Below are 13,438 nucleotides of genomic sequence, written 5' to 3'. Positions count from 1 at the left end.
CTCTCATCTTCAGATTCAGATGCACCGTGATTCTAGTTCTCCAGCACCGTGAACTGCTCGATCAGCGAATCCAGAGGGCGGATGTCGCGCTCGCTGCCGGTGAAGGTCACCTTGTAGCGCCCATCGTGGGCCAGGCAGATGATCTTCAGCGAACGCTCCGCTCCGCCATAAGCGATGCGCACGCAGGACGCACCCACAGCGTTGACCGAGGCGTCATAGTACGGAATCATGCTTTCCACCGTCGGGTCCGGCTCATGTGGAGTCTTCAGCCAGCCATCCACAAACTGCGACGGCGTCTCCGGATGATCGCGTTCGTCTTCGAGCGAGATGCGCTTCGGGTTGGCCCCCGGAGCGAGTCCCTCCGGCGTCAGAACCAGCGTGTGTACCGTCGTTTCGGCGAGGTCAGGCTTCCACAGCGGCGGCAGTTGCAACGTCCGTCCTGCAAAGCTGACGGACTGAGCCGAACCGCGATCCACGCGGCTCTGCGATGACCGGTACAAACGCACCCCGACCCCGATCCCACATACCACCACAAATGCCAGCAGCAACCAGATCAACAGCCGCTCTCGTCTCTTGGCGGCCTCCTGCTGGAGGCCGATCTCGTCTATCAGCACAACGTCAACCTTCCCAGGATTACAGACCTACCGGCGCCGGTGGCTGCCGGAACGTTTCCGGGCAAACCATGCCAAGAAAGCCAGCCTAACAGAGCGAAGGCCGCCGCCTCCTTGGCTTCGCTGGCGATTCCAAACTCGTCGATCGTTCGCACGGACACTCCAAGCGTATCGAGCTGCGACGTAAGCCACTTCATCAGCGTGCGGTTCCGAGACCCGCCACCCGCCACGATCAGCTCCGTGGCCTTCGCCAGCGGCGCCATCTGACCAAGATGGGGCCAGCAGTAACGCGCGTAGGCGTCCACGATGGTGCGTACCGTGAGAGCCGTCGCCGTCGCGATGATGTCATCCGGCCCGGCACCCTTATCTTTGAACAGCGCGATCATCTCTTGCGTAAACGCAGCGCCGAACTCTTCACGGCCACAACTCTTCGGCGGTGCTGCTGCAAAATAAGCCTTCGCTGCGAGCTGATCAACGACCTCGCCCAGCACCTGCCCACGAGCCGCGGCAGCTCCGTTGCGATCATACGGTTTGCCGTACAGCGATTGCATAAATTGATCGATCAGCATGCTGGCCGGGCCAGTATCGAAGGCCAGCACCTTCGCCAGAGAAGCACCCGCCGGTACAGCGGTAAGGTTTGCAATGCCGCCCAGGTTCAGCAGCACACGATTGCGCGTCGCGTGGCGCAGCACGCAATAGTCGAACATGGGGACGAGCGGCGCGCCTTGACCGCCCGCAGCCATGTCCGCGGGCCGCAGATCGCTGACGACCGGCACACGCAGGCGCTCCGCCACCAGCGACGGCTCGCCGATCTGCCACGTGCAGCGCACGGGCTCGCCGAGGTACTTCTCCGCCATGGCCTGGTGATAGATCGTCTGCCCATGCATCGACACCAGGTCCAGCTTCAACCCCGCATCCGTCGCCGTCTTCTCCACACACTCGGCATAGAACGAGCCCAGCCGCCATCCCAGCCGCGCCAGCTCCGGCACACTGCTGGAGTTGGCCTGCTGCGCTCCCGCAGCCGCCAGCACCGCCTCGCGCAGCTTCTTCGGATACCGGAATCCCCGATGCTCCAACACCTTCACCACAGGCGTCGCACCCGCACCGCGCCCCGGCCGTATCCGGCAGACAGCAACATCGACACCGTCAGCGGAGGTTCCGCTCATCACCCCCGCGACGTTCATGGCTCGTGGAGTGCCGGGAACAGGCCCAAAGTTCGTCAAGCGCTTCATGCGCCACCTTTCAACTCGCGCTGCAACTCGGCGAGCAAACTCAGCGCATCCCGCGGCGTGAGCCCATCCACATCCACCTCTTCCAGCCGGTCCACAATCCGCTGCGACAACGGCGTGAACATCGTCATCTGCATCGAAGCCGTACGCTCCGCAGGAACCACTGCCTCGCGCACCTGCTGTGACTCCGCACGCTCGTGCAGCTTCAGCACCTCGCGCGCACGCGCGATCACCGAAGAGGGAAGTCCCGCCAGCCGGGCTACCTCGATGCCATAACTCTTGCTCGCCGCTCCGCGCTCCACCGTGTGCAGGAAGACGATGCCGCCCGCGTTCTCCTTCACCACAACGCGCAGGTTCTCCAGCCGCGCCAGCCTCTCAGCCAGCAGCGTTAGTTCGTGATAATGCGTGGCAAACAACGTGCGTGCGCCGATGATGTTGTGCAGCTGCTCCACCGTCGCCCACGCCAGCGAGAGGCCATCGTAGGTCGCCGTACCACGGCCCATCTCGTCCAGCAGCACCAGCGACCGCTCCGTCGCCGTGTTCAGGATCGCCGCCGTCTCCGTCATCTCCACCATGAAGGTCGACCGGCCACGCGCCACGTTATCGCTCGCTCCAATGCGCGTGTAGACCCGGTCCACCAGCCCCAGGCGCATGCGCTCCGCCGGAACGAAGCTCCCACACTGCGCCAGGATCACCAGCAGCGCAGCCTGCCGCAGATACGTGCTCTTACCGCCCATGTTGGGCCCGGTAATCAAAGCCAACGACGGATGCGACGACGATTCGGGTGCCCCATCCGTGACAGCTCTACCGTCACGGGTGGGCGTCAACTCATGCGCACACAGATACAACGAGTTCGGCACAAACCGCCCCGCGCCCGACTCCTCCAGGTGCCGCTCCACCACCGGATGCCGCCCATGGATCACCTCCAGCACAGGCGAATCTTCCAGCACCGGCCGAACCCAGCCCCGCAGCGCAGCCATGTGCGCAAAGCAGCCCAGCAGGTCGATCTCCGCCAACCGCCGCGCACTCTCGCGAATCCGCCCCGCGCTGGCCAGCACGCTCGCCCGCAGCTCCGCGAAGAGCCTCCGCTCGATCTCCACCGACCGCTCCTGCGCGGTCAGAATCTTTTGCTCCAGCTCCTTCAGCTCCGGCGTCGTGAACCGCTCCGCGTTCACCAGCGTCTGCTTGCGCTCGTAGTCCGAAGGCACAGCCTTCGAGTTCGCCTTCGTGATCTCGATGTAGTACCCGAAGACCGAGTTGAACCGCACCTTCAGCGAGTTGATGCCCGTCCGCGTCCGCTCGCGCTCCTCGATGGCAGCCAGCCGCTGGCGTCCGCTGGTCGAAAGCTCGCGCAGCTCATCCAGCTCGCCATCGACGCCGCCGCGTATCGCGCCACCATCGTTCAGCGTGACCGGAGGCTCCTCGACCAGTGTCATGCCGATGCGCCCGCTCAGGTCGTCGAGCGGGTCAAGCCCCTGCGCCAGCTCCGTCCACCGCGCACTCACCAGCAGGCTCGTCGCCGAGCGGACCCCCGGCAGCTTGGCCAGCGTGTTGCCTAGCGCCACCACCTCGCGCGGCCCGGCCGAATCCAGCGCCACGCGCCCCAGCAGCCTCTCCAGGTCGAGCACACCCTCCATCGACCGCCGCAGCGCCTCGCGCCGCCGTATGTCCGCCGCAGCCTCGCCCACCGCCTCCAGCCGCCCATCGATTGCCGTCCGGTCCTGCATCGGACGCACCAGCTGCGCACGCAGCAGCCGCTTGCCCATCGGCGTGCAGCAGGCGTCCATCGTCCAGAACAGCGTCGTCTGCGGCCCATCGCTCGCCAGCAGGGGATCGACCAGCTCCAGGTGCCGCACCGTCACCGCGTCGAGCTCCAGCGCATCGTTGCGCGCATAAAACCGCAGCGTGTCCAGGTGTTCCAGCGCGCCCTGCTTGGTCGCCCGCAGATAATGCACGATCGCCCCGGCCGCCGTGCCCGCCGCCGCATGTCCCGTCAGCCCCATGCCGTCCAGCGAGTACACCTTCAGTTGCTGCCGCAGCAACGGCAGCGCGTACTCGTCGGTGAACACCCAATCCTCAAGCGGCGTATCGGTCGCTCCAATCTCCGAGACCTCCGCCGGCTTCGGTGTCCGCGCAGCTGCATCGCTGCCCAGCTCACCCTGCCGTACCGGCTTCGCTCCGCTCCCAAAGCTCGCACCCTGCGCGTGCAGCACCTCGGCTGGCCGCATGCGGCCCAGCTCATCGAGCGCCAGCGCCCAGGCATCTCCACCTGCAAACTCGGTCGCGCGAAACTCACCGGTGGAAAGATCGATGGACGCCACGCCCACGCAGGCGTTCGCTCCCGATCCCACCGCCGCCAAGGCCGCCAGCCATTGGCTCTGGCTGGCCTCCAGCGTGCTGTCGAGCGCTGTGCCCGGCGTCAGCACTCGCGTCACCTCGCGCTTCACCACGCCTTTGGCGAGCTTCGGGTCCTCCATCTGGTCGCACATCGCCACACGAAAGCCCTTGCGCAGCAGCCGCTGCACGTAGCCCGCAGCCGCATGGTACGGAACACCGCACATCGGCACCGACCGGGCCTTGTCGCGGGCCGTCAGGGTCAGTTGCAGCTCGCGCGCGGCCACCACCGCGTCCTCGTAAAACAGCTCGTAGAAGTCGCCCATCCGGAAGAAGATCAGCGCATCGGGATACGCGTCCTTGGCCGCACGATGCTGGCGCATCGCGGGCGTCAATCCGGCGTCGGGGCTGATGTCGGTGGTCGTGGTCATCGGGTTCCGGAGCCTTAAGAATATCGTGCCCGCCACCGTGCATAACTGGTCCCCGTGCGCACCCGGGGCCCCTCGCCGAAGCGTTACACTCACCCCATGATCGAGATTCCGATGACCGATGCCCAGTTCGCCGCCACCCAGAAGGCCCTCGCAGAAGCCGGCATGGACGCCAGCGGCCCTACGGGAACGCTCTCCCGCCAGGGAGTGACCGCAAACTACGCGTGGGACGGCACCAAATTCACCATCGAGGTCACCGATCACCCCAGGTTCCTTCCACTCTCCATGATCGAGAGCAAGCTGAAGGACCTCGTCCACGAAAAGATGCGCTCCGCCTGATCGCTCCTTGCGCACAGCTGTAACCCTCGTCACAGCAGCCCCTTCGCGGGCCGATATACTTGAAGTCACGCGCGGAGGTTGCGCGCTCAACCGGCATGTCCCTACTTTGGCTACGAGTCGCGGTTCTGCTTTACGGTGTTGCCGCGCTCGCGGTGCTGCCCGCAGCCCTGTACAACCGCCCCCGCTGGCGGCATGTGGCTGTCCCCTGCGCCGTGGCCGCCGTCTTCTTCCACTTCGTCGCTATCGTGGAGACCCTTTACGCCGCGCATCGTGCGCTGCCGGTCGACGCACATGAGTCCGCCAGCTGGTTTGGCCTCCTGCTGGCCATCGCCTTCCTCGGCCTCGCCCAGCGCTACCACACCGTCTCCTTCGGCATCGTGCTGCTGCCGCTCTCGGTCCTGCTGACCATCGTCCCCGCCTTCAAGCCGGGCACGGAGACCCTCAGCTATCCGCTGATCCAGCAGGGCTGGCTCTTCCTGCACGTGGCCCTCTTGCTGGCCGCCTACGCCGCGCTGCTTCTCTCGCTCATCGCCAACGTGCTGTACCTGATTCAGGAGCGCCGCCTCAAGCAGAAGCGCCCTGGCAAAGGCCGTTCGTGGCTTCCGCCGCTCGAAACCACGGACCAGATCGCCCTGCAGTCCCTGCTCTTCGGCCTGCCCTGCATGACCGCCGGCCTGCTCATCGGCTCCGTCGTTGCCCTCCAGACCATCGGCCCCAGCTTCTTCGAGGATCCCAAGGTCCTGCTCTCCGTCGCCATGTGGCTCGCCTACATGCTGATGATCTTCATTCGCCGCCACTCCGGCCTGCGTGGCCGCCGCGCCATCTACCTCTCCAGCTTCGTCTTCGTCGTGGTTCTGGCCGTATGGGCCGCGAACCAGCTCTCCACCGTGCACCGCTTCAAGACGCCCTAACTCATGCTCATGGCCATTCAGGACACAACTCGAGAGCAGCCACAGGCAGCACCGCAGACGCGCAATTCGTCGCACGGCGGTTCGCCATCGGCTGCGCCCGCACGTTCGCGCCTGCTACTGGTCGGTGTCAATCATGAGACTGCGCCCATCGGCGTACGCGAGCGCATCGCCATCCCCACCTCCCGGCTTGCCGAGGCCACGCGCAAGCTGGTCGAGCAGCCGGGCGTGCGCGAGGCCATGATCGTCTCCACCTGCAACCGCGTCGAGCTTCTCACCGTGCACGATCCCGCCTCGGCAAGCGAAGAACTCGCCGCCACCGAGCGCGTCATGCGCTTCTTCGATGAGTTCTTCCAGGTCTCGCAGGCCGAGCTCAAGGCCCACATCTACGAGCGCCAGGAGCAGGAAGCCGTAAACCACCTCTTCCGCGTCGCAAGCTCGCTGGACTCCATGGTCGTCGGCGACGCCCAGATCCTCGGCCAGGTAAAGCACGCCTGGAACGTAGCCCGTGAGGTCGGCGCGATCCACTCCGCCGAAGCCAGCGATCCCCCCGCGCAGGCAGGTGCCGCACACGCCAGCTCCGTCCTCGACCCCTTGCTCCAGCGCGCCTTCTTCGTCGCCAAACGCGTACGAACCGAGACCCAGGTCGGCAGCTCCAACGTCTCCGTCGCTTCGGTGGCCGCAGAGTTGGCCCGCAACATCTTCGGCTCCCTCGCAGGCAAGACCATCCTCATGGTGGGTGCGGGCAAGATGAGCGAGCTCACCGCACGCCACCTCATCCAGCAGGGCGCGAACACGCTGCTCGTCTCCAACCGCACCGAAGCCCGCGCCGAAAAGATCGCCGACGGCCTGCGCACCCCGGCCATCACCACCGGCATCATCCCGTTCAACCAGCTGCACGAGCAGGCGCATCGCGCAGACATCATCCTCACCTCGACGGGCGCTGCGGCGCTGGGCGGCGGAGCCATCTTCACGCCGGCGAACGCGCGCGCCATGCAGCAGCGCCGCAAGAACCGCCCGGTCTTCTTCATCGACATCGCGGTCCCTCGCGATGTCTCTCCTGATGTGAACAAGGTCGATGGCTGCTTCGTCTACGACATCGACGATCTCCAGGAAGTCGCCGTCGCCAATCAGGAGAACCGCTCCCGCGAGGCCGCGGCCGCCGAGAGCATCGTCAAAGCCGAGGTCGAAGCCTACCGCGAGCGCCTGTCACTTGCTCCTGCAGCCGAGGCCATCAAGCAGCTCCTCGCCGACGCCGATGCGACCCGCCAGCAGGAGCTCGCCAAGCTCACCCATCGCCTCGCCGGCCAGCCACTCTCTCCCGAGCAGCTCGCGACCATCGAATCTGCGATGAAGGCCTTCGCCGCAAAGCTCCTTCACCCGCAGATCGCAGCGCTCAAAGCCGCCCAGAAGCAACGCGGCGAGTAATCGGCGCGCTTTCCCTTGCACTGAAAACAAGCGTCATCCTGAGCGAAACGGGCGCGGCGTAGCTGCGACACGCGCAGTCGAAGGACCCGCCGCTCCGTTTGTCCCAGCACATCTCTCGACGCTTTCAGCCACGCAACGCGCTACACCTTCGCCGCGTCCCGTATGTCCACGCTCTCGAGAATCCCTCGAGAAAACCCACGCTCGCTCACCCCGATCATCGCAGTGCCAATCTCATCCGTTGTAATGACGTACTTCGGCGCCAACGCCCGCAACACCGGATACATCCAGCCCGCGACTTTGTAGATGGCGTTGTACCAGCCAGTCTTCGACTGCACACCATGCATCGGCTGAATGTAGCCCGGACGGAAGCAGTAAATCTGCCGGAAGGGAAGCAGCAGCAACGCACTCTCCGTCTGGCCCTTGACGCGAGCCCACATCTGCCGGCCCTGCGCGTTGGTGCCTGCACCGGAGACATAGATGAAGGTCCGCAGCGAGCCCACACGCTCCAGCATTAACGCTACGGCCATTGTGATGTCGTAAGTGACCGCGCGATACCGCGCTTCGTCCATACCCACAGACGACACTCCCAGGCAGAAAAAGCACGTGTCGAACCCGGCAAAGCGGTCCTCCACATCGCTCCAGTCGAGGAAGTCCTGTCGCACCAGCTGCTCGACCTTCGGCGAGGTACTGTCCAGTACCTTCCGCGTCACCACCAGGATTCGCTCGACCCGTGAATCCTCAAGACAGGTGTGAAGTACACCCTGCCCCACCATACCGCTGGCCCCAAATAAGAGAACGTTCATCTTGTTGCATGTTGAGATGCGTCTGACGAATCGAGCGATGCGTTCAAGTTTGCTACACAGTCATACTGCGTGGCTTGCGCATCAGAAGGAAGACCATGCCTATCACCGCAGCCAGGCTGCAGGCCGCGGCAAGCCCGAGCACATGCAGAACGCTTACCGTGTACGCTCCCTGCGCGGGGTTGTAGCTGCAGCAGTACAGGATGAACAGGTCGACCGGGTTGCTGATCTTCTTTTCTCCCGCGTCCAACAGCGCAAGCCGCACATCGCGGGGTTGGTACTCGATGCCCGAGAGGTACTTCGAAAGCTTCCCCTCGGCCGTCGCAAACAGAATCACGCTCGAGTGCGCGAACTGATCCATCTTGCCGTCCGGGCCGGGGACACGCACAAAATGGAAGCCGCTCGCTGCCGAGGTCGCTTCGATGGAGCTTGGCGGCCCGGTAAGAAAGTGCACGGAAGCCGCTGCGCGCGAGTCGTTTGTCCATCCTGCCTGCGCCAGGAAGTCCCTCTTCTGCGTCGCTGCATCTGCGGGCGTATCCATGGGATCGATGCTCAACACCAGTACGTCATAGTCCTTGCCCGGAGTCAGCGTCGTCTGCTTCACCGCCGTGGCAAGCCCATGCAGCACCTGGGGACAGAGCATCGCGCACTTGTAGTACACCTCCGCCATGACCACCGGCTTGTGCGCAAACCACGACCCCAAGGCCCCGGTGCGTCCCGTCTCATCGGTATAGGTCGCAGCCATCGGCAGCGACTCCCCAAGCCGTTGCTCCAGCCCGGCATGCGCGAGGTACGCCGGCTTCTCCTGGGCCATGGCCCCCATGGGCTTCTCGGACTCGTAGCCCTGGGCCCCGGCCCCCATGGTGAGAGCAGCACACATCGACCCGAGAGCGAGTAACCTGAGAAACTTCATTCCTCCATCGTAGCCCTCGCGCGTCATGTGAGCCTGCACACATCCGGATCACGCCACAGGCGTATCCTTATCGGGATGACGACACCCACCATTCGCATCGGTTCGCGCGGCTCTGAGCTCGCGCTCTGGCAGGCCAACCACATCGCTGCGCTGCTGCGCGACAAGGGCCACACGGTCGAAATCGAGGTCATCCGCACCATCGGCGACCGCATGCAGGACCCCAACTTCGTCGCGCCCAGGACCTATGCCGACGGCACCCCCATCGACGGCAAGGGCATCTTCATCAAGGAGATTGAAGAAGCGCTCGCGGCCGGTCGCATCGATCTCGCTGTCCACTCGCTCAAGGATCTTCCGACCGAGCTAGAGTCCCGCTTCACGCTGGCCGCGATTCCGACCCGCGTCGATGCCCGCGACGCTTTCATCTGTGAAGAGCATTGGGGCCTGCACATGCTCCCCATGGGCGCGAAGATCGGCACCACCAGCCCGCGCCGTCAGGCCATGCTTCTCGCCCTGCGCCCCGACCTGGAGTTCGTCGCGATGCGCGGCAACATCGACACCCGCCTGCGCAAGTGGAGCGAAGGTCAGTGCGACGCTCTCGTGCTCGCCTCCGCCGGGCTCGATCGCCTCGGACGAACCGAGCATGTCCACCAGCGCTTCAGCGTTGACGAGATCACACCGGCTCCCGGCCAGGGAGCGCTGGGTCTCGAGACTCGCAAACCATATCCCGCCGCCGCAGGCCCCGACGCCGAGCGCGATGCCTTCGTCTACGATGCTGTCCGCTCGCTGAATGACCCCGCGACGGAGTTTGCCGTCTCAGCCGAACGCACAGTCCTCGCCGCCCTCGGCGGAGGTTGCCAGCTCCCCCTCGGAGCCTTCTGCCATCGCGTCGATGACCACTACCACCTGCACGCGATGGTGGTCGCTCCTGACGGCGAGCAAGTCGCCCACGTGCTGCGCAAGGCGCCGGTAGGCATCGCCGCGATCGACCTCGGCCACGCTGTAGCCGAAGAGCTCAAGGCTCTCGGCGCAATCGAACTCCTCTCCCAGACGGCCTGAAGCAGACAGAACCGGTTGCCTGGGGTCCGGATTCTCGGACCCGGGCTCGCCGTACTGGCATCTGGGAGACTGGCATCTGGCGAACTGAACCCAGCCGCCCGCATCTTAGTCGAGGCCCGCGGCGTACCATAGTCATTGCCTATGGAACTCCATCAACTCCGCTACTTCTGCGCGATCGTCAAGGCGGGCAGCTTTACCCGCGCCGCAGAGCAGCAGGGCGTCTCGCAACCCACCCTCTCGCAGCAGATCCGCAAGCTCGAAAAGTCCATCGGAGCGCAGCTCTTCGGACGCCAGGGCCGAGCCTTGCGCCTGACCCAGGCGGGTACCGTCTTCTATCCAGCTGCGCAGGAGATCCTCTCCAGCACCAAGCGCGCCGCCGCCCAGGTTCGCCAGCTCGAGACCGACATCCGCGGCCCGCTACGCGTCGGGGTCATCCCAACGATCCTGCCGTACCTCATCGCGCCACATCTTCCGGCCTTTCAGCGCGAGTTCCCGGAGGTTGAGATCACGCTGACCGAGGACCTCACAGAGCGCCTCGTCGACGACCTGCTTACCGGGGAGCTAGACCTCATCATCGTGAGCCTCCCGCTCCACTCCGACGGCATCGTCTGCAGCGCACTCCTGCGGGATCCGCTCGTCCTCGTCACGCCCCCCGGGCACCGATTGGCAGCGCCCAGCGAGGTCCGCGGATTCGACCTCTCGGCCGAGCGTCTCCTCCTCCTCAAGGAGGGGCACTGCTTCCGCGACGACATGCTCACCGCCTGCAAACGCTCCCGCACGGAGACCTCGCCCGTCTTCGAGTCGAATCACTTTGGGACGATCTTCCCCCTGGTGGCGTCAGGCGCTGGCATTACCATCGCGCCCGCGATGGCGGCAGCATTTGCTGTCGGCTGCTCCGTGCAACCCCTGCCACGCCCTCAGTTCCGCCAGATCGGCTACGGCCGCCTTCGTTCCAGCGGCAGCTTCAAACCGCTCGCCGCGTTCACCCGCTGGCTCCGGACGATGGCGCGGGAGATCCCGAAGCCCGTCTGAAATTTCCTGCTTTCCGTCTGGCGGCTGCTGCTCCCGGGTGTACAATCGGAGACGGACGTGCGAATTCCGTCTGGTCTTCTTTGCTTGTTCTGGCTGTACGCTCTACACGCAATCAACGCCAAATTGCGTTTCGCGGAACATCCAATTTTGCAGTACAAGGACAAGCACAAATGGAACAGGGAACAGTGAAGTGGTTTAACGATGCGAAGGGCTTTGGCTTCATCAGCCGTCAGTCCGGCCCCGATGTTTTCGTACATCACTCGGCGATTCAGAGCAACGGCTTCCGCAGCCTTCAGGAAGGCCAGGCCGTTCAGTTCGAAGTCGTCAAGGGACCCAAGGGCCTCCAGGCCGAGCGCGTACAGCCTCTGTAAGCTTTTCGCCCACTGAATCACCAAAGGCCGGTCGCTTGCGACCGGCCTTTGGCATGCCCCAAATACCTCAACCGCACCACCGTTCCCACGGTGCTTCCTGAAAGAGAACTGCCCTACCGAAGATTCTTCTTCGACGATGGCCGCGGCCCCGTATCGGGCGTAATCTCCCGGCTATCAGGCACTGCAAATGTTCCTCGCGATGCCTGTGTCGTCGACTGGCTTTGGGCGTCACCCCGCCACATCGCCCGATCGTGACTGGTCCTCGCACCTGCCCCCAGCAGGCGCCAGCGAGAGTCTCAGCCGCGCCCTGCGGCTCCCACTCCCATTCCTCCATCACGTGGCACTTGGCCGAATCTCACCGAGTTTCCTCCAGATGCCTCTCACGCTACGGGAAAACAGGAAAGGAATGCACATGCCAAACACTGCTACCGCCGCGACACTTGCACTCGAAGGCAAGGTCACCCTCGGAGACACCAGCCCCCTTGGACCCGCTCTCGCCTCCTTCAACGGCATTATCTATATCGCCTGGAAGGGCGATGGCAATGACAACCTCAACGTGATGTGTTCCACCGACGACGGCCATACCTTCATCAACAAGATGACCTCGCCCGAGACCAGTCCCGCCGCGCCGTCGCTGTGTGTGCACAACAACACGCTGTTCGTTGCGTGGCGTGGCGACGGTGGCAACGCTGACCTCAACGTCGCTCGCGTCTCCGTTGCGGGAGATCACATCACCGGCCTCAGCAACAAGGTCACACTCAGCGACACGAGCCCCTTCACCCCGGCCATTGCATCCTCCAACGGCCGGCTCTTCATCGCATGGAGAGGTGAGGGCAACACCAACCTCAACGTCATGTACTCCTCCGACAACGGCGCCAGCTTCGGCCACAAATGCACCTCCAGCGAGACCAGCGCCCAGGCTCCATCACTGAGTGTCATGAACAACACGCTCTATATCTCGTGGAAGGGGGAAGGCAACGATGATCTCAACGTTGCCAGGGTCGCGATGACCGGCAACGACATCGTTGGGCTCATCGACAAGGCGATCCTCTCCGACACCAGCCCGGTATCTCCCTCGTTGACCACCAACAACGGGCGGCTCTATCTCGGCTGGAAGGGCGACGGCAACCCCGACCTCAACTTCGAGAGCTCCGTGAACGGCACAACCTTCGGAGGGAAGTACACAGCCACCAACGAAGGCACCACACAGGCCATCGGGATGTGTTCGCACGACCGCAAGGTCTACGCCGCGTGGAAGGGCAACGGGAACGACAATCTCAACGTCGCCTACCTCTCGGGTTCATAGCACCCGTCTACCGAAGTCCCCTCTGCGATCTCGCGTCGTGGAGGGGACCCTCGGCTGTAGCTCGGGCATCAACGTTACGCGCCGGACAGCAGGCGATGCATCTCCGCCAGGTGATGATCGTCATGCTCCGCCACGAAGTACAGGTGATCGACCAGCCGCATCGGCGTCTTCAGCCGCGGGTGCGGGATCGCCCTGCCGTACAGTGCAGGCTCCAGCGACTCTACCCGCGCGACGAGCTGTCCCCGCGCCATACGAAAGCCGCTCAGGATCCCATCGAGCGTCTGCGCATTGAAGTCAGCCTCGTCGGTGGCCCGGTTCTGCAGGTCGGCGACCGTCAGCCCCTCGCTGCCCCGCACATAGTCCTCCACCCGCGCGAGCCACAGCGGCTCCATCACGAGCAGGTGTCCGGCTTGCTCCTGCACCGACCACTTGCCCGAAGGCCGTTGTGTCAGAGACTCCGCAGACGTGCCTCGAACTGCCTCTTCAAGCCGCGCCGGTGTTCCGCGAAGCCTTGCCAGCAGGTTCGGCATCAGCTCCAGGGGAAAGTTGAACTCGAAGCGGCGCTCAAACCATGCGGGTACGGTACTCATTCCATCTCTCCTCAGAAGTTCACAGGGATGCCCACCTGGATGGATGCCCGCCTCCCTCCAGGTGGCGCATTTTTTCCTACGCCCGGCCCCGGT

General features: G+C 64.4%; 13 protein-coding genes. 7 read left to right on the top strand and 6 right to left on the bottom strand.

Annotation, left to right across the window (positions count from 1 at the left end; genetic code table 11):
• Window positions 1-32: 32 nt before the first annotated feature.
• Genes C4S68_RS04555 through mutS form a run of 3 tightly spaced genes read right to left on the bottom strand, consistent with a single transcriptional unit; the run spans window position 33 to window position 4,605 of the window.
• Window positions 33-614: a hypothetical protein gene (locus C4S68_RS04555; RefSeq protein ID WP_103931777.1), complete on the bottom strand. Its 582-nt coding sequence runs from the start codon at window positions 612-614 to the stop codon at window positions 33-35.
• Window positions 608-1,843: an anhydro-N-acetylmuramic acid kinase gene (locus tag C4S68_RS04550; protein ID WP_235011350.1), complete on the bottom strand. Its 1,236-nt coding sequence runs from the start codon at window positions 1,841-1,843 to the stop codon at window positions 608-610. Before C4S68_RS04550 ends, C4S68_RS04555 begins: the two co-directional genes overlap by 7 nt.
• Window positions 1,840-4,605, bottom strand: coding sequence for a DNA mismatch repair protein MutS (gene mutS, locus C4S68_RS04545; protein ID WP_103931776.1), 2,766 nt, complete (start codon window positions 4,603-4,605; stop codon window positions 1,840-1,842). Before mutS ends, C4S68_RS04550 begins: the two co-directional genes overlap by 4 nt.
• Window positions 4,606-4,701: 96 nt before the next feature.
• Between mutS and C4S68_RS04540 the strand changes: the two genes are divergently transcribed.
• From C4S68_RS04540 to hemA, 3 genes are all read left to right on the top strand, one after another.
• Complete coding sequence (locus C4S68_RS04540; protein ID WP_103931775.1) at window positions 4,702-4,941, top strand: hypothetical protein; 240 nt, start codon at window positions 4,702-4,704, stop codon at window positions 4,939-4,941.
• A 95-nt stretch (window positions 4,942-5,036) separates the two neighbouring features.
• Window positions 5,037-5,852, top strand: coding sequence for a cytochrome c biogenesis protein CcsA (ccsA, locus tag C4S68_RS04535; RefSeq protein ID WP_103931774.1), 816 nt, complete (start codon window positions 5,037-5,039; stop codon window positions 5,850-5,852).
• A 3-nt stretch (window positions 5,853-5,855) separates the two neighbouring features.
• The gene (hemA, locus tag C4S68_RS04530) at window positions 5,856-7,277 is read left to right on the top strand and encodes a glutamyl-tRNA reductase (protein ID WP_235011349.1); all 1,422 of its coding nucleotides are present in this window, start codon (window positions 5,856-5,858) and stop codon (window positions 7,275-7,277) included.
• Between the two features lie 140 nt (window positions 7,278-7,417).
• On the opposite strand, the gene C4S68_RS04525 is transcribed toward hemA, so the two are convergent.
• Window positions 7,418-8,080, bottom strand: coding sequence for an NAD-dependent epimerase/dehydratase family protein (locus C4S68_RS04525; RefSeq protein WP_103931773.1), 663 nt, complete (start codon window positions 8,078-8,080; stop codon window positions 7,418-7,420).
• Window positions 8,081-8,132: 52 nt separating this feature from the next.
• Window positions 8,133-8,990 carry an SCO family protein gene (locus tag C4S68_RS04520; RefSeq protein WP_146072009.1) on the bottom strand — a complete coding sequence of 286 codons (858 nt, stop codon included), beginning with the start codon at window positions 8,988-8,990 and terminating at the stop codon, window positions 8,133-8,135.
• Window positions 8,991-9,065: 75 nt separating this feature from the next.
• On the opposite strand from C4S68_RS04520, the gene hemC reads away from it, so the two are divergent.
• The 4 genes from hemC to C4S68_RS04500 all read left to right on the top strand — a co-directional run bounded on the left by hemC (window position 9,066) and on the right by C4S68_RS04500 (window position 12,755).
• Complete coding sequence (hemC, locus tag C4S68_RS04515; RefSeq protein WP_103931771.1) at window positions 9,066-10,046, top strand: hydroxymethylbilane synthase; 981 nt, start codon at window positions 9,066-9,068, stop codon at window positions 10,044-10,046.
• Window positions 10,047-10,187: 141 nt separating this feature from the next.
• Window positions 10,188-11,078: a LysR family transcriptional regulator gene (locus C4S68_RS04510; RefSeq protein ID WP_103931770.1), complete on the top strand. Its 891-nt coding sequence runs from the start codon at window positions 10,188-10,190 to the stop codon at window positions 11,076-11,078.
• A 170-nt stretch (window positions 11,079-11,248) separates the two neighbouring features.
• Window positions 11,249-11,449: a cold-shock protein gene (locus C4S68_RS04505; RefSeq protein ID WP_103931769.1), complete on the top strand. Its 201-nt coding sequence runs from the start codon at window positions 11,249-11,251 to the stop codon at window positions 11,447-11,449.
• A 412-nt stretch (window positions 11,450-11,861) separates the two neighbouring features.
• Window positions 11,862-12,755, top strand: coding sequence for a hypothetical protein (locus tag C4S68_RS04500; protein WP_146072008.1), 894 nt, complete (start codon window positions 11,862-11,864; stop codon window positions 12,753-12,755).
• 74 nt (window positions 12,756-12,829) lie between these two features.
• Here C4S68_RS04500 and C4S68_RS23100 read toward each other — a convergent pair whose 3' ends face one another.
• Window positions 12,830-13,345, bottom strand: a complete 516-nt coding sequence (locus C4S68_RS23100) for a DinB family protein (RefSeq protein WP_160114988.1) — start codon at window positions 13,343-13,345, stop codon at window positions 12,830-12,832.
• Between the last annotated feature and the right edge of the window lie 93 nt (window positions 13,346-13,438).

Source organism: Bryocella elongata, assembly GCF_900108185.1.
Taxonomy (GTDB): Bacteria; Acidobacteriota; Terriglobia; order Terriglobales; family Acidobacteriaceae; genus Granulicella; species Granulicella elongata.
Note: the sequence above shows the minus strand (reverse complement) of the source record. Positions and strands in the feature narration are given on the sequence as shown.